This window comes from Peribacillus sp. NPDC094092, assembly GCF_050279365.1.
Lineage (GTDB): Bacteria > Bacillota > Bacilli > Bacillales > DSM-1321 > Peribacillus.
Genome location: NZ_JBNNUC010000001.1, coordinates 1,397,586 through 1,414,765, shown reverse-complemented (window position 1 = coordinate 1,414,765; position 17,180 = coordinate 1,397,586). Strand labels below are relative to the sequence as shown.

Here is a 17,180-nt window from a genome sequence, read left to right as displayed (position 1 = left end):
AAAGCCGGAACAAATTATTCGGAGGGGTTAACTTGATAATAATTAAAAAAGAACTAATTGGACATATTCCTGTATTGCACCTTGGGGAAGAAACCACTTTCAATCAGGAATTGCCGATTATTATTTTTATACATGGTTTTCAAAGTGCAAAAGAACACAATCTTCACTATGCTTATTTATTGGCAGAAAAGGGTTTTCGTGTGCTTCTTCCAGATGTGATCCTTCATGGTGAAAGGGAGGCTGGTTTAAGTGATTCTCAAATGATGCCCCGTTTTTGGGAAATGGTTTTACAGACAATCCAGGATTTATCTTTTTTGAAGGATGATTTATTATCCCGAAAATTAATTGATCCTGACAAAATTGGCGTAGCTGGTACCTCTATGGGGGGGATAGTGACCAATGGGGCAATGGCAGCTTATGATTGGATATCCGCCGGAGTCAGCTTAATGGGAAACCCATCATATGTCGCGTATGCAGAGCTCCAAATGGAGGAGATTAAGAAAAGGAAAGTTAATTTCCCAGCTACTGATGAGGAAGTTGCCAAGGTGATTGAACAGCTCAAGCCATTTGATTTGAGTCTGAATCGGGATAAACTATCCAACCGTCCGCTTCTTTTTTGGCATGGTGCCAAAGATCCGGTTGTGCCTTATCAACATGCATATCGTTTTTATGAAGAGGTCAAAGCAGGGTATAATGAGGCAGATGAAAAAATTGATTTTATCCTTGACCCTAAGGCGGGACATAAAGTGAGTAGGGAAGGGGTACTTATGACTGCAGATTGGTTCGCGAAACATTTACTGTCAACTGTGCAAAATGCTTAAGTACTCACTCAAAATCTGTTATGATTCTAATACGGACATAAAATAAAGTCTAAAATGGACATAATGATGAAACCGACAAAAGGAAAAGATTTTCCATAAAAGGAGTGATCGAAGTGGATCAAGATACAAAAGACATTATATTTGGAGCTTTGGAGCAGGTCATTGACCCTGAGCTTGGCATAGATATCGTTAATTTAGGCTTGGTATATGATGTGGATATGGATGAGGAAGGTCTGACTACCGTGACGATGACGTTGACTGCCATGGGCTGTCCGCTAGCTGGCACGATTGTCGATCAAGTAAAATTGGTTCTGGAAGATATTCCGGAGGTAAAGGAAACGGATGTGAAGATTGTCTGGAGTCCGCCATGGACGAAGGACAAAATGTCCAGATATGCTAAAATTGCATTGGGAATCAAATAATAACTCTATATAGAAATGAAAAGCCAGTCAAAAAACAGTGAATCCATTCAATCGAGTCACTTTTTATGGTCTGGTTTTTTTCTAATACTTTCGGCTAGGAGTGGTTAAATGAACAATCAAATTAAAGATTCATTGGACAGGCCACTAAGGGATTTAAGGATTTCAGTCATAGATCGCTGTAACTTTCGCTGCCAGTATTGCATGCCTGCTGAAATTTTTCATGAGAATTTTCAGTTCCTGCCTAAAAGTGAACTATTATCTTATGAGGAAATTGTAAGGCTTTCTAAAATATTTGCTAGCTTAGGGGTAAAAAAACTAAGGTTGACAGGCGGTGAACCATTACTTCGGAGAGATCTCACCACTCTGATTTCAAATCTCGTTAAAATTGAAGGCATTGAAGATATTGGACTGACTACGAATGGTGTCTTCTTGAAAAAGCATGCCGTGAATTTGAGAGAAGCTGGTTTGCAGAGGGTGAATATCAGCCTAGACAGCCTCGATGATGAACTTTTCAAGAAGATGAACGGCAGGAATATCGGCATAAAGCCTGTTATTGAAGGCATCGCAGCTGCCAAAGAAGCTGGGCTTGGCGTTAAAGTGAACATGGTAGTGAAAAAAGAAACCAATGAATCTCAAATCCTGCCGATGGCCCGATTTTGTAAAGATGAGGGCATTCAATTACGCTATATAGAATTCATGGATGTCGGACATACAAATGGTTGGCAGCTGAAGAATGTCATTACGAAAAAAGAACTGCTTGCAATGCTCCAAACCGAATTCGATCTAGAACCGGTGGAGGAAGATTATTTTGGAGAGGTGGCAAAACGCTTCCGTTATAAGGGCACTACTGCAGAAGTGGGCTTCATAACCTCGGTATCCGAGTCTTTTTGTTCAAGTTGTACACGTGCACGTCTTTCTGCTAATGGAAGTTTATATACATGCCTGTTTAATGGAAAGGGACATGACTTGAAGTCATTGCTCCGTTCCGGCATGTCGGATGAAGAATTGACCGGGTTCATCATTTCGCTTTGGAATCTTAGAGACGATCGCTATTCGGATGAGCGGGCAGCGGGAACGGCCAAGAAACAGGAAAAAATAGAAATGTCATTCATTGGCGGGTAATATACCAATACTCCCTCCGAATGAATAAAAAAATGAAGGGACGGCAATTACGCCATCCCTTCATTTTTTTATAGTTATTAGGAACTTCTGATGCCAATCAATGGAAAATCGATTTTTATGCTTTTTTTATGCATATTTATATTTTTTATAAGAATCCATGGAAATGAAAATAATTAAATGGTCCTAGGGAAAATTCAGCCCTGAAAATAACGAAGATCATTTTAAGGTTTATGTATTTATTGCTTTTTATGTGGGTTTAATCGATGGTACAGATTTCTATTGGACAGTTTTCACAGTCGATTTCCTGTTTCAAAAAGTCAAAGTCAAGAATCGTAATGCGTCCCTTTTTAATGGAGATGACATTGTTTTTCCTTAATTGAGCGAGCATTCTATTGACTACCTCGCGGGATGTGCCGCAAAAATTGGCGAGTTCTTGGTTTGTAAAGGGAAGATTGATAACTCTACCGTCTTCTGCTTCAATGCCATAACTATTTGATAAACGGATAAGGGTGGAGTAAAAGGCGCCTTTCTTGCCATGCAGGAGCATATCGCGGAATTTAGCCTGATTTTTACGGTTTTGAGCCGATAACCATGTCATCATCTCGACTGCAAGATGGCTATCTGAGGCGATTTTCTCTTCTAATGCTTCTTTGGAAATTACCGCAACAGATCCATCTTCCATCATCTTTGCATTTAGCATATATTTAGGATTTGGAGAAAATAAGACTGTTTCCCCAACCAAATCATTCTCCGAACTAATGCGTATAGTTAATTCCCGACCGTCAGGAACAACCTTACTCACTTCTACTTTTCCTTTTAAAATGTAATACAAATCACTTGCTGGGGTGCTCTCCTGAAAAAGGTAGCGCCCTTTTTCCATATGTTTAACTTGCTGTTTATTATCTAATATCGAATGCATCCGATTAGATAACGATAATTCATTCATGCAAATGACCACCTTTCCAAATACCGTTAAAACTCAATCACTACCTTTGATTTAAACGAAAAAAACACTAGTAGTCAACAACTTTGGATAATTCTAGGAATTTAGATGGATAATTTTTCATTTAAAATATTAGTTTAGAATTTTATAAAAATACATTTGATTTTATTTTTATTCAGTCTTATAATAATAGAATCAAAGAATGACAGGGACCTGAAATTATAGGAGATGGTTTTATGAACGTATCAATAGTAGGTGCAACGGGTTATGGAGGAATGGAACTAATAAGATTTTTGAATAATCATCCGCAATTTAAAATAAAATCATTGCATACTTCTTCCCAATTTGGCCGAAGTTTATCTGAAGAAAATGCACATTTAATGCATATGAAAGACAAATTAGAAGAAATTGACCCTGAAGCGATTGCAAAAAAATCCGATATAGTATTTCTTGCAACTCCTTCTGGTGTTTCCTCGCAGTTGATTTCGGAATTTTCTGATCTTGACATTAAAGTAATCGACCTATCAGGAGACCTCAGGCTTCAAACTCCAGGTGAATATGAACAGTGGTATAAAAAACCGGCAGCGCCTCAGCACATTATTGAAGAAGCCGTATACGGATTGTCTGAATGGAATGCCGAAGCAATAAAAAAAGCAAGGATTATTGCAAATCCTGGGTGCTACCCAACCGCATCATTATTAGGTCTTGCCCCTTTATTCACTGAAGGATTGGCCGGAGCGGCTGCCGATGTGATCATCGATGCAAAATCCGGGGTTTCAGGGGCGGGTAAATCACTTTCGGCGGTCACCCATTATAGTGAAATGAATGAGAACTTTAAGATATATAAGGTAAATCACCATCAACACATACCGGAAATCGAACAGCAGCTTGGAAGATGGTCAACAGGTTTACAGTCTATTACCTTCAATACCCATCTTGTTCCAATGACAAGAGGGATAATGGCAACGATGTATATAAAGGTAAATCGGGAAACCTCAAATGTTGAATTAAACGATTTATACGAAACCGTTTATGAGAACCACCCATTTGTCCGCGTACAGCCGCTTGATCGCTTTCCATCCACGAAACAAGTATATGGATCGAACTTTTGCGACATAGGCGTTGATTATGATGAAAGAACAGGTAAAGTAACGGTGGTTTCAGTTATTGATAATTTAGTGAAGGGTGCTGCAGGGCAGGCCATTCAAAATGCAAATATATTAATGGGACTAGAAGAAACGGCAGGACTATGGAACAGTCCGCTATATCCGTAAACTTTGGAGGAAAATAATGAAAACATTACAGGCAGTTGAAGAAATCAAACAAATTCAAGATGGAAACATTCTAATGCCCCAAGGGTTCAAAGCGTCAGGTGTCCATGCAGGATTGCGCTATTCTAAAAAGGACGTTGGCATCATTTTTACCGATGTCCCAGCATCAGCTGCGGCTGTTTATACACAAAATGTAGTTCAAGCCGCTCCGATCAATGTAACGAAAGATAGCATAGCCGTTAATGGAAAACTTCATGGCATTGTAGTGAATAGTGCTTGTGCGAATGCTTGTACAGGTGAACAAGGATTAAAAGATGCAAATGAAATGAGGAAGCTTGCGGCTCAAAAATTCGGTTTGGAGGACCATTCATTTGCAGTGGCTTCAACAGGAGTCATAGGTGAATTCATGGAAATGGAAAAAGTGAAAAAAGGCATAGAGTCATTACAGCCAGAAAATACACCTGAAGCTGCTGAAGCTTTTGGTACAGCCATTTTAACAACGGACATTGTAACGAAGAGCTGTGGTTATGAAACGATTATTGACGGAAAGACCGTAAAAATGGGCGGTGCTGCGAAGGGTTCGGGAATGATTCATCCAAATATGGCCACAATGCTTGGTTTCATTACGACGGATGCTGTAATTGAACCGGATGATCTACAGCAAGCTCTCTCCTCCATTACAAATGATACATTCAATCAAATCACGGTTGATGGCGACTGTTCAACGAACGACATGGTATTAGTGCTCGCGAATGGAGAAGCGAACAATGAACCTTTGACACCTGACCATCCCGAATGGTCCAATTTCCTGGAATTATTAAAACAAACTTCTGAAAATCTCGCCAAACAAATTGCGAAAGACGGGGAAGGTGCGACAAAACTGATAGAAGTGAATGTTCATGGCATGCCTACGAAGCAAGATTCACAGATGATGGCGAAGACGATCGTTGGGTCGAATCTAGTGAAAACCGCAGCTTTTGGAGCGGATGCAAACTGGGGACGAATCATTGCTGCAATGGGAAGAAGCGGAGTGGAATTCAATCCGGATCAAACAACGATCGTTTTTGGAGATATCGTCGTACTTAATGATGGTGAGCCGATAATGTTTTCTGAGGAAGAGGCCAAAGCCTACTTGGAAAATGAAAATATCATCATTAATGTTTATTTGAAAGATGGTAATGAATCAGGAACGGCATGGGGCTGCGATTTAACCTATGATTATGTGAAAATAAACGGAAGCTATCGTTCGTAAGAGGTGGAAAGTATGGACATATTAGTCATAAAGTGCGGCGGCAGCATCATTAATGAGTTATCGGATTCGTTTTTCAATAGTGTTAAAGAGTTACAAAACCGCGGGTATCATATTGTCTTCGTGCATGGAGGCGGCCCTGATATAAATTCAATGCTTGAAAAATTTGAAATTGAACCAGTATTTGAAGATGGTTTAAGAAAAACGACCACAGAAGTGCTGGAAATTGTGGAACTTATGCTGGCAGGCAAATCGAACCGCAGCCTCGTTCATAAATTGGAATCCCACGGCATCAAGGCAATCGGTTTAAATGGCTCTGACGGTGGAATTCTCACTGGTGATTATATCGATGAAAAGAAACTTGGAGCTGTTGGTGAGATACAACGAGTCAATACGGAATTATTCGGACTTTTATTCGAAAAGGGTTATTGTCCGGTTTTGACGCCCATTTCAACTACCGAAGAAGGCACTAAATTAAATGTGAATGCCGATATGGCTGCAGGGTCTGTAGCGAAGGCACTATCGGCCGATATGTGTTTATTTGTGACCGATGTTAAAGGGGTCTTGAAAAATGGGCAGATCATTGAGAGATTGAATGAAACGGAAACGAAGAATTTAATAAAGGATGGAAACATCCATGGGGGAATGATCCCGAAAGTCACCACAGCGTTGTCGGTGCTGAATAAAGGGGTTGAAGAAGTGATGATCGTTAGTGGGAAAGATCATTTTTATCAAGGCGGACAATTCATCGGTACGAAATTTCTTCAGGAAGAAGGGGTATTTCAGTGAGTAATTTATTTCCAACATATGCAAGGTGGAACATTGAGCCAAAAAAAGCGTCAGGTTTGAAGATTACGAGTGCAGCAGGTAAAGAGTATCTGGATTTCACATCCGGAATCGGGGTTTTGAATCTTGGGCATTGTCATGAGTTGGTAAAAATGGCTGTCACCGAACAGCTAGATAAATATTGGCATGTATCGAACATGTTTCAAAGTTCCATACAGGAACGGACAGCAAAAATGCTGGCTGATGCCTCTGGTTTAAGTCAGGTGTTCTTTGCCAACAGCGGGGCCGAGGCAAATGAGGCAGCTATCAAACTAGCACGTAAAGCTACCGGGAAAAGTAAAATTGTCACATGTCAGCAGTCTTTCCATGGCCGCACGTTTGCAACGATGGCTGCAACGGGACAGGAAAAAATCAAGACTGGTTTCGGACCGATGTTAGCTTCGTTCGACTATGTTCCATTTAATGATAATGACGCCATGACAGCAGCCATCGATGAAAATACGGCAGCTGTAATGATTGAAATAGTTCAAGGAGAAGGCGGCATCCATGTCGTACAGCAATCATATCTGGACACGATTCAAAAACAATGCCAAGAACATGGAGCTCTCCTTATCATAGATGAAATCCAGACTGGAATAGGACGTACAGGGAAACCATTTGCATTCCAGCATTTCAATATCCAACCGGACATCATCACTTCAGCAAAGGGGCTGGGAAATGGCCTGCCAATCGGGGCGATGATTGGGAAGGAAGCACTTTCTGAGTTCTTTAACCCTGGAAGTCATGGATCCACTTTTGGAGGTAATCCCGTTAGTGTCTCGGCAGCCGAAGCCGTGTTAAAGGAAATTTTCCAATCAGGGTTTTTACAAGGAACCGTTAAAAAGGCTGAATACCTTGAAAGCGAATTGGCAAAAGCATTGAAGGACATGGAAGAAGTGAATGAGATTCGCGGTCTGGGGATGATGGTCGGAATTGAATGTAAACAGGATGTTCAGGTGTTTTTAATGGAACTGCAAGAAGAGGGTTTACTTGTATTGAGCGCAGGTCCTAAAGTGATTCGTTTACTCCCATCCCTGACAGTTACCGAATCGGAGATCGATATGGCGATAAACAAAATTAAAAAAGTATTGGCAATAAAACAAACTATCTAAATTTATTGAATTTTTTATGGAACAAAATGAATAATTATGCTATCGTATATATAAATATACATCATCTAAAGAGGTGAAGATCATGAAAAGCTATCTATATTTAGAGAATGGTTCCGTCTTTGAAGGGGAACTGCTGACGAAATTGACTGAAAAAACAATCACTGGAGAGATTGTCTTTTTCACAGGAATGACCGGATATCAAGAAGTGTTGACAGATCCTTCATATAAGGACCAGATTGTCATCTTCACATACCCGCTGATCGGAAATTATGGAATCAATGAACATGATTTTGAAAGTAAGAAGCCGCATGTTGCCGGTGTGATTGTATATGAAGGAAATATGAGCCATTCTCATTATCAAGCTAAATATTCACTTGGGGAATATTTAGACAAGTGGAACATTCCTCTTTTAAGCCATGTTGACACAAGAGCGGTCGTTAAGAATATAAGACAGGAAGGTTCCATGCAGGCAGTCATCACAGCGGAAGAAAAATACACTGTCTCACCCACCCTGAATGGCTTATCAGCCCACGTTGCTGAGGTATCCACAAAGGTTGTCGAGTGCTTTGGGGAAGGCGACAAGCACGTGGTAATGATGGATTTCGGCTATAAAAAATCCATATTGGATTCATTGGTCGAGCAAGGCTGCCGAGTCTCTGTCGTACCATTCGACACTGAATTCGAACAAATCAAGGACTTGAAGCCAGATGGTATTTTGCTTTCAAATGGGCCTGGGGATCCAAAACAGCTTGAATACCTTTTAGGAAACATAAAAAAGATCATTACGAATTTTCCAACGATGGGCATTTGTCTCGGTCATCAATTAACGGCCCTTGCCTTAGGTGGAAATACAAAAAAAATGCTGTTTGGGCATCGAGGTGCGAATCAGCCCGTGGTCGATTTGAAAACGAAAAAGGTGTATATGAGTTCGCAGAACCATAGTTATGAGGTTGATGAACCGAGCTTACGAGGAACATCCCTGCAAGTGAGATTCAGAAACGTGAATGATAACACGGTTGAGGGGCTCATGCATGAGGACTTGCCAATCTTCACTACCCAGTACCACCCAGAGGCAAATCCAGGACCCATCGAGAGTTCATTACTATTCAACGACTTTTTACAAATGATAAATGATTATAGCGGGAGAGAAAAAGCTTATGCCTAAGGACAACACGATACAGACCATTTTAGTGATTGGTTCGGGGCCGATTGTCATTGGGCAGGCCGCCGAATTCGATTATGCAGGTACACAGGCCTGTCTTGCTTTAAAGGAAGAAGGATATAAAGTCATACTGGTCAACAACAATCCTGCAACGATCATGACTGATGATATGAATGCGGATGCTGTCTATTTCGAACCTTTAACAGTTGATGTATTGGAAAAGATCATTGCCAAAGAAAAGCCGGATGGCCTGCTCGCTACATTAGGCGGTCAAACAGGATTGAATCTTGCTTATCAATTGGATGATGCTGGAGTACTTGAAAAATATAAAGTCAAATTATTGGGAACTCCGATCGACTCCATCAAAAAAGGGGAGGATCGTGAACTGTTCCGTGAGTTGATGTTTGAAATAGGTGAACCTGTTCCCGACAGTACAATTGTCCATACACTTGAAGAAGCGCTGGCATTTGCCGACAAAATCGGTTTCCCCATCATCGTTCGTCCCGCTTATACACTCGGCGGAACAGGCGGTGGGATTGCTGATTCCCTTGACACCTTTAAGGAACTTGTACGGGGCGGACTGCAAGAAAGTCCGATAACACAATGCTTGATTGAAAGAAGCATAGCTGGTTATAAGGAAGTAGAATATGAAGTTATGCGAGATGGCAACAATACGTGCATCACCATTTGTAATATGGAAAACATCGATCCGGTTGGGATTCATACAGGTGATTCGATCGTCGTGGCACCATCACAGACTTTATCGGACGATGAGTTTCAGATGCTGCGTGCCGCTTCCATTAAAATCATTTCTGCTTTAGGTATCATTGGCGGCTGTAACATTCAATTTGCACTTGATCCGAATAGCAAACAATATTATTTAATAGAAGTAAACCCGCGCGTCAGCCGTTCATCGGCACTAGCTTCCAAAGCAACAGGTTATCCCATAGCCCGCATAGCTGCAAAGCTCGCTGTCGGCTACAATTTATCGGAGCTCATCAATCCAGTAACGAAAAGCACATATTCAAGCTTCGAACCTGCTCTTGACTATGTAGCTGTGAAGTTCCCGAGGTGGCCATTCGATAAATTCACCACCGCCAACCGCAAATTGGGCACACAGATGAAGGCGACTGGTGAAGTGATGGCTTTACACCGCAGCTTTGAAGGGGGAGTCCAAAAGGCCGTCGATTCTTTGGAATTGAAAACGATTGGGCTGCAGCTATCATCGCTTAAAAATAAAACGGTTCCTGAACTTTGGGGAAAGCTTGCCGAAAAATCTGATGAACGCATCTTTGTCATTTTTGAAATGCTTAGAAAAGGTGTGACGATTGAAGAAATCCATGAAGCGACAGCCATAGATTATTTCTTCCTTAAATCCTTTGCTTCATTGATCCAAAACGAATTGGAAATTGAAGCGAAGGAAATCGATCAGGTGACAAGGGAAGAACTTCAGTCTTACAAGGAAAAGGGCTTTTCAGATCGCTATCTTGCTTCCGTATGGAAAGTAAATGAAATGGAAGTGAGAGCACACCGGAAATCACTGGGCATAACTGCTGTCTACAAAACAGTTGATACATGTGCAGCCGAGTTCGAATCACATACGAACTATCATTATTCAACATACTTTGGTGAGAACGAACAGAAGAAAACGGCTAAAAAGAAAGTGTTGATGATTGGCAGCGGCCCGATCCGCATCGGACAGGGAATAGAATTTGATTACTGTTCGGTTCACGGTGTTTATGCACTCCAGGATGAAAACGTCGAAACGATCATGATCAATAATAACCCGGAAACGGTAAGCACGGATTTTGCGACGGCAGACCGTCTATATTTCGAACCTTTAACTCTTGAATATGTTCTGAATGTAATAGAAGCGGAAGATATTGAAGATGTTATCGTCCAATTCGGTGGACAGACTGCGATAAACCTGGCAAAAGGCCTGGAAGAATACGGTGTCAATTTATTGGGGACTTCATTCGATACACTTGATCAATTAGAGGACCGTGATCGTTTTTATCAGCTTCTTCAAAAACTGGATATTCCTCATGTACCGGGTTCAATGGCTAATGGTGAAGAACAATTAATTGCCAGTGCAGAGGCAATAGGTTTTCCAGTGCTCTTACGCCCATCCTATGTAATTGGCGGCCAGGGAATGGAAATCATCCGCTCCAAGGAAAGCTTATTGAATAGAATCGCAAATGGATCGGCACTGGTATATCCCGTATTGATCGATTCCTATATTCCAGGGAAGGAAGCCGAAATCGACTTGATTGCGGATGGAAACGATGTCTACATTCCCATCATTGCAGAACATATAGAGAAAGCAGGCGTCCATTCAGGGGATAGCATGGCATTATTGCCAGCTCAATCCTTAACGGATGATATCAAAGATAAAATGACCCTTTATGCAAAAAAACTAGTTAGGGAACTTGGTTATAAAGGACTCATGAATATCCAATTCGTGATTAAGGGAAGCAGTGTATATGTATTGGAAGTGAATCCACGCGCCAGCCGGACAATCCCAATCATCAGTAAAGTGACCGATGTATCCTTGGTGCAAATAGCGACAAAAATATTGCTCGGGAAATATTCATTGTCGAATGTGTTCGAAAAAACGGGCTTAATGGAAGAAATTCCATACGCTGTCGTGAAATATCCGGTATTCTCTACATTTGCACTAAGCGGACTTGATTCGAAGGTAGGTCCGGAAATGAAATCAACAGGTGAAGGAATCGCCATTGGAGAAACGGTAAATGAAGCATTGTCAAAAGTATTCCATGCTCAAAAAGCTAAACATACTTCAGGTGTTTATCAATCGGGATCAGTACAATTAAGTGAAGGTTTGTTAATGCAAATCAAAGAAGCTGGTTTGGCATTGGGGAATTCAGATTTTGATAAATGGTTAAATGAAGGAAATGCGGCAGTCGTTTTGGCATATGGAACAACGGAAGAAGATAAGAAGCTAAGGTTACTTGCAGCCAAATACCGACTGCTTGCATTTACGGAAGAGGAGACTTTCAAAGCCTATCTACAATCGGTGGAAAATGCTGATCCAGGGGTTACCTCGCTTCAGGAATGGCTTGTACCATATTCGAAAGGAGTGTCACACGTATGAGTTCAATGACGGCACCGATACAAGCGAAGATTTTAAATGGAAAAGATTTTTTGACCATGAAAGAGTCTACACCAACAGCAATTGCAGATTTGTTAAAACTGGCGCAGACCATTAAAGGCAAATTGCAAGCTGGTGAAGAATATACGCCTTTAAAAGGTAAAACGCTGGGGATGATTTTTGAAAAATCGTCTACCCGTACCCGTGTTTCTTTTGAAGTCGGCATGATGCAGCTTGGTGGACACGCATTGTTCCTAAGTGGCAATGACTTGCAAATTGGACGTGGTGAAACCATTTCCGATACGGCAAAAGTCCTTTCTGAATACATTGATGGCATCATGATTCGTACCTTCGAACATGAAAAAATCCTGGAATTGTCAGGAAATGCTTCTATTCCAGTCATCAATGGGTTAACAGATCTTGCACATCCTTGCCAGGTGCTTGCTGACTTCTTGACGATCATCGAGATAAAAGGGCAGCTAAAAGGTTTGAAGATGAGTTATATAGGTGATGGCAATAATGTTGCCAATTCATTGATGGTAGGCTGTGCGAAAATGGGAATGGATTTTTCCATCGGTTGTCCTGATGCATACAAACCTGATGAAAAGGTCGTCGCCTATGCCCAAAAAGTGGCAGAAGAGACTGGCAGTGAAATTGTGGTGACAACCTCAGCTTCGGAAGCCATAAAAGATGCGGATATCGTCTATTCCGATGTATGGACCTCCATGGGGCAGGAAATCGAGAATAGTATCCGCTTAGAAGCTTTTAAAGATTATCAAATCAATGGTGAACTTGTAAAACTTGCTAAAGAAGATTATTTATTCATGCATTGCCTGCCTGCCCACAGGGAAGAAGAGGTAACGGCTGAGGTCATCGATGGACCTAATTCCGTCGTTTTCCACCAAGCCGGAAATCGTCTGCATGCCCAAAAGGCGGTCCTGGTGGACTTAATGTCATAACAAAAAAAGCGCCTGCTCCTTGAGCAGGCGCTTTTTGATTCAAGCCGCTTTCCTGTATGTTCTTAATTTTTCTGACATGAATGAAAGGATACTGGTAATAATAACGGGGAAAGCATGTAAAAAGGGGTGAAATCTATGGGGCAAAATCGCCAATTTAAGCCAGGTCAGAAGGCACCTAATAATGGGACCTACGTAGAAATCGGTGAAACGGGCAGCACGGTAGTGAATCCGAAAATGGTAAAGCTTGATGCAGGGGATTCTTTTCCTGAAACATCCAATCATAACCGGATCTGGACATATAAGCGGAAGCCATGAAACATCTAAAAGCAGGAAAAGGGATGGTCGCCATCCTTTTCCTGCTTTTTTCTATTCAGCGGAATAACCGAATATTTTCGAGATTTCCAAACAGCTCTTTCTTAAATAGTCGCTTAAGAGATCTTCATAATGATCTGGAATGCTTTCGGTGAACCCAACGGCAGTGATCGCTCCCAATAATTCCGAATTATAATTAAAAACCGGAATGGACATGGAGGAAACAGAAGGTACAAGAGGCTCTTTGGCAAAAGCTATTTTGAATTTCCGAATTTCATGATATTCATCTGTTTCCTTTAGGAACGAGCCTGTAACATTACGATCTTTTTCAATCCATTCGGCTGTCAAGGAAGGATCCTGAAAAACAGTGAATACCTTTCCTGATGAGGATGATGGAGGAAGACGCGTACCTAGCTGTGCCCCGATGTTTAGGTTTTGGTTGGAATTCCAGATTTTCGCCGTGATTGGCCCATCGTATGTCCAAACGGAAAAAAGGACTGTGCAAGAAGTATGGTGACTGATTTCCTGTAAATAAGGAGTTATTCTGCTCGTAACATCCTCATTTCCTATCGCTGCCATGCCGTATTGAATCAGTTTGCTCCCAAGATGATACATGCCGGTTGTCTTATCGCGATATAGCAACTCAAGCTGAGTCAAAGTATTCAAATACTTATAGAGGTTACTTTTCGTTATTTCCGTTAATTCTTGAATATCAGAGAATCTTAAAGGAGTCCTTTGGGAAGCAAGTAAATCTATGATGCTCATCCCTATTTGTAATGATTGAATCGTCGAACCAGATTTTACGATTTCCATAAGTCAATCTCCCTAGTCTGTTTTAATTTAGGTCTAGTATATCAGAATCTGTAAAATATAAATGGAATTTAGCACGAAAACCGCCACTTGAAGCTATCAATATACTTTCCTATTAAATAAGTAAGTTCAGCAAATTTTTAAAATGGATTCCGAAGTACTCATAATGGTGTAGATGATAACATTTGCACAAAAATTTGCAATACTTTCTTGACAATATTCCGAAAATTGAGTTATTATTTATATAAATAGTGAACAATGTTATCTATAAGTGAAAAGAATGAATTGTATAGCCATTCAAATTCTTGTTTGTGAAGGGAATCCGAAGAAGTAGGATGATCGCATCAAAAATTGGTTTTAAAAAATCGTGATGAATAAAGGAGAATGAAATATGAAATTAGTAACTTTCAGCAGTCAAGGATTTAAACGTATTGGTGCAATTTACCCGAATGATGTAATAGTTGACTTGAACTATGCTTATCAAGCGTTACTTGAAAGCGAAGGGAAACTTCGCAGTGAACAAATCGCTGAAGCGTATGTCCCTGCAACAATGGAAGAGTTTTTACAGGGAGGGAATGAAAGCCTTTCCATCGCGAAAAAGGCAGCAGATTACGCTATTAACCATCGTGATTCCTTCAAACATAAATTGGTGCATGAAATTGAAAATATAAAGCTTGAGGCACCTGTCCAAAAGCCAGGCAAAATTATTTGTGTCGGACATAACTACCGCGAGCACATTGCTGAAATGGGTCGTGAACTGCCGCCATTCCCTGTGGTATTCGCAAAATTCGCCAACACAGTAATCGGTCCAGAGGATGATATACCGTTTTTCCCAATCTCTGAACAACTGGACTATGAAGCTGAATTCGCTTTTGTAGTCGGACAAAGGGCGCGTAATGTATCAAAAGAAGATGCTCTTGATTATGTGGCAGGTTATACAATTGCGAATGATGTAACGTACCGCGATATCCAACGGCGTACACTTGAGTGGCTTCAAGGGAAAACGGTTGAAGGAAGTGCTCCGATGGGGCCTTGGTTAGTCACTTCCGATGAACTTTCCGATCCATCTGGCTTAAATGTCCGATTAACGGTAAATGGTGAAGAACGCCAAAAAACGAATACATCCAACTTCGTATTCGATGTGAAATATTTAGTTGAATTCTTATCGAATTTAATGACTCTTGAACCAGGTGACGTCGTACTCACAGGAACACCTGGTGGGGTAGGGGTGGCCCGGGACCCACAAGTGTTCTTAAAAGATGGTGATGTTGTCAAAATCGAAATCGACAAAATTGGTTATCTTGAAAACCGTGTGCGACGTGTCGGGGAGGGAGAATAAAATGGCTTATCAGGAGATCGGGACATCAATCCAATCGGTTCAACAATCAATCGACCACATTCTTGAGACAGCGGCAAACCTGCCGGAAGAAACAATCAGATTTAAGCCGGCAGATGATGAGTGGTCAATCATGCAGATACTTTCCCATTTAGCCGAAGCCATTCCTTATTGGTTAGGTGAAGTGGAAACCGTAATAGCGATGCCAGGAGCCGAATGGGGTCGTGGATTACAAGATCCAGCCCGATTGGCAGCGGTTACCGATACTGACAAAATTGCGGTTGATGGTGTCATGAAGCAAGTGGAGGAGCTTAAATATAAAGTGGAGAGCAGTCTCGGGAATTTAGATGAAGAAACACTATCCAAAGAATCGCCACACCGGAATTTCGCTAAATTCGGAAACAAACCAGTTTCTTATATAGTCGATCACTTCATCGATGAGCATGTTTCAGGGCACTACGATCAAATTAAGCGAAACCTTTCTAAAATCCAGTGAGGAAAGATAAAAAAGAAAGCAGGGATTAACATGGCTGAAAAATCGGAATACATGAACAGTACAATCGTAAAAGATTTTACAAAGGATATTCAGCAGTATAACCTTGGGCCGCTGTGGGAAGCCATTCCCGCTTTGATGGACCATGAACCGAAACCTCATGCACATGCTTATTTATGGAAAGAAGAGCTTTTGACAAAAAAATTGATGGAAGCGGCTGAAATCTTCACACCTGACCGGGGAGGGGAGCGCAGGGCCATTTATTTTCAAAACCCTGGCCTCACTTATCGCCAGCCTTGGGGATGGGCTTCGACGACCCAAACGCTCTATGCAGCAGTACAGCTATTGTTGCCAGGTGAAGTGGCCCCTTCCCACCGTCACTCCCAAAGTGCACTTCGTTTCATTACGAATGGTGAAGGTGCCTACTCCATCGTGCAGGGAGAAAGGATATTCATGGAAGAAGGGGATTTCTTGATCACGCCTAAAAACTTATGGCATGGTCATGGACATGTTGGTGAAAAACCAATGATTTGGATGGATGCCCTCGATATTCCAACCATCTATTCCATAGGCGGCACTTTCTTTGAACCATATCCAGATCGGATTGAAACGCCTAAACGTCCGGATAATTTTTCAGAGCTCCGTTATCAAGGCGGAATGGTTCGTCCGGTATCCGACCGTTATTCACAAGTGGCACCGCTTGCCAATTACAAGTGGAAAGGGACAAAAGCAGCGATAGAAGGATTAATGAACTTCGAACCGGACCCATATGAAGGTTTCGCCGTGGAATATATCAATCCATCAAATGGCCAAACGGCCAATCCGACGATGGGGGCATGGATGCAGAAACTTCCTAAAGGATTCCATACGAAAGCACATCGCCATACCCATTCCACAATTTATCAAGTGCACCAAGGATCAGGCTATACAGTTATTAATGGAGTGCGTTTTGACTGGTCCAAAGGAGATTATTTCGTCGTCCCGAATTGGGCTTGGCATGAACACGTTGCAGAAGCGGATTCTTACTTATTCTCGGTAAACGACCTACCAATAATGGAGAGATTCGATTTGGAACAGCAACAGGCATTAGACGTAAATAATGGTCACCAAAAGGTTGAAAGTGAATTCAAGCCTGTTTTGGTTTAAAAGTAATATGTTTGGAACTTTCAGCTTTATCCTAATGTATATAAGGAATGCCAGCCGAATGAAAACGCTTACCGTGGCATTGGTC

At 41.4% G+C, this 17,180-nt stretch carries 16 protein-coding genes; 14 read left to right on the top strand and 2 right to left on the bottom strand.

Annotation, left to right across the window (positions count from 1 at the left end; all coding sequences use genetic code 11):
- Positions 1-32 precede the first annotated feature (32 nt).
- From ACQKNS_RS06775 to moaA, 3 genes are all read left to right on the top strand, one after another.
- A complete protein-coding gene (locus ACQKNS_RS06775) occupies positions 33-821 on the top strand; it encodes a prolyl oligopeptidase family serine peptidase (protein ID WP_427641738.1) in 789 nt (262 codons plus the stop codon).
- 113 nt (positions 822-934) lie between these two features.
- Positions 935-1,243 (top strand): metal-sulfur cluster assembly factor, encoded by a 309-nt coding sequence (locus ACQKNS_RS06770; RefSeq protein WP_192203688.1) that lies wholly within the window; start codon positions 935-937, stop codon positions 1,241-1,243.
- Positions 1,244-1,351: 108 nt separating this feature from the next.
- Positions 1,352-2,365 (top strand): GTP 3',8-cyclase MoaA, encoded by a 1,014-nt coding sequence (gene moaA / locus ACQKNS_RS06765; RefSeq protein WP_427641737.1) that lies wholly within the window; start codon positions 1,352-1,354, stop codon positions 2,363-2,365.
- 256 nt (positions 2,366-2,621) lie between these two features.
- Here moaA and ACQKNS_RS06760 read toward each other — a convergent pair whose 3' ends face one another.
- Positions 2,622-3,311: a Crp/Fnr family transcriptional regulator gene (locus ACQKNS_RS06760; protein WP_427641736.1), complete on the bottom strand. Its 690-nt coding sequence runs from the start codon at positions 3,309-3,311 to the stop codon at positions 2,622-2,624.
- 233 nt (positions 3,312-3,544) lie between these two features.
- Between ACQKNS_RS06760 and argC the strand changes: the two genes are divergently transcribed.
- The 8 genes from argC to ACQKNS_RS06720 all read left to right on the top strand — a co-directional run bounded on the left by argC (position 3,545) and on the right by ACQKNS_RS06720 (position 13,313).
- Positions 3,545-4,582 carry an N-acetyl-gamma-glutamyl-phosphate reductase gene (gene argC, locus ACQKNS_RS06755; protein ID WP_427641735.1) on the top strand — a complete coding sequence of 346 codons (1,038 nt, stop codon included), beginning with the start codon at positions 3,545-3,547 and terminating at the stop codon, positions 4,580-4,582.
- 16 nt (positions 4,583-4,598) lie between these two features.
- Positions 4,599-5,831: a bifunctional ornithine acetyltransferase/N-acetylglutamate synthase gene (argJ, locus tag ACQKNS_RS06750; RefSeq protein ID WP_427641734.1), complete on the top strand. Its 1,233-nt coding sequence runs from the start codon at positions 4,599-4,601 to the stop codon at positions 5,829-5,831.
- Positions 5,832-5,843: 12 nt separating this feature from the next.
- On the top strand, positions 5,844-6,617 hold the full coding sequence (argB, locus tag ACQKNS_RS06745; RefSeq protein WP_427641733.1) for an acetylglutamate kinase: 774 nt from the start codon (positions 5,844-5,846) through the stop codon (positions 6,615-6,617).
- Positions 6,614-7,765 carry an acetylornithine transaminase gene (locus ACQKNS_RS06740; RefSeq protein WP_427641732.1) on the top strand — a complete coding sequence of 384 codons (1,152 nt, stop codon included), beginning with the start codon at positions 6,614-6,616 and terminating at the stop codon, positions 7,763-7,765. Before argB ends, ACQKNS_RS06740 begins: the two co-directional genes overlap by 4 nt.
- Positions 7,766-7,847: 82 nt before the next feature.
- Entirely contained in the window at positions 7,848-8,930 is a 1,083-nt protein-coding gene (locus ACQKNS_RS06735) for a carbamoyl phosphate synthase small subunit (RefSeq protein WP_427641731.1), read from the top strand.
- Positions 8,923-12,042 (top strand): carbamoyl phosphate synthase large subunit, encoded by a 3,120-nt coding sequence (locus ACQKNS_RS06730; RefSeq protein ID WP_427641730.1) that lies wholly within the window; start codon positions 8,923-8,925, stop codon positions 12,040-12,042. The genes ACQKNS_RS06735 and ACQKNS_RS06730 overlap by 8 nt, the downstream gene beginning before the upstream one ends.
- Positions 12,039-12,998 (top strand): ornithine carbamoyltransferase, encoded by a 960-nt coding sequence (argF, locus tag ACQKNS_RS06725; RefSeq protein ID WP_427641729.1) that lies wholly within the window; start codon positions 12,039-12,041, stop codon positions 12,996-12,998. The genes ACQKNS_RS06730 and argF overlap by 4 nt, the downstream gene beginning before the upstream one ends.
- 135 nt (positions 12,999-13,133) lie before the next feature.
- Positions 13,134-13,313: a YjzC family protein gene (locus ACQKNS_RS06720; RefSeq protein ID WP_034314546.1), complete on the top strand. Its 180-nt coding sequence runs from the start codon at positions 13,134-13,136 to the stop codon at positions 13,311-13,313.
- Positions 13,314-13,364: 51 nt separating this feature from the next.
- Here ACQKNS_RS06720 and ACQKNS_RS06715 read toward each other — a convergent pair whose 3' ends face one another.
- Positions 13,365-14,123, bottom strand: coding sequence for an IclR family transcriptional regulator (locus ACQKNS_RS06715; protein ID WP_427641728.1), 759 nt, complete (start codon positions 14,121-14,123; stop codon positions 13,365-13,367).
- A 388-nt stretch (positions 14,124-14,511) separates the two neighbouring features.
- Between ACQKNS_RS06715 and ACQKNS_RS06710 the strand changes: the two genes are divergently transcribed.
- The 3 genes from ACQKNS_RS06710 to ACQKNS_RS06700 are packed head-to-tail and all read left to right on the top strand — an operon-like array spanning position 14,512 to position 17,095.
- On the top strand, positions 14,512-15,459 hold the full coding sequence (locus tag ACQKNS_RS06710; RefSeq protein ID WP_427641727.1) for a fumarylacetoacetate hydrolase family protein: 948 nt from the start codon (positions 14,512-14,514) through the stop codon (positions 15,457-15,459).
- Position 15,460: 1 nt separating this feature from the next.
- A complete protein-coding gene (locus ACQKNS_RS06705) occupies positions 15,461-15,952 on the top strand; it encodes a DinB family protein (RefSeq protein WP_427641726.1) in 492 nt (163 codons plus the stop codon).
- Positions 15,953-15,982: 30 nt separating this feature from the next.
- Positions 15,983-17,095 carry a cupin domain-containing protein gene (locus ACQKNS_RS06700; protein WP_427641725.1) on the top strand — a complete coding sequence of 371 codons (1,113 nt, stop codon included), beginning with the start codon at positions 15,983-15,985 and terminating at the stop codon, positions 17,093-17,095.
- The last annotated feature ends 85 nt before the right edge of the window (positions 17,096-17,180 follow it).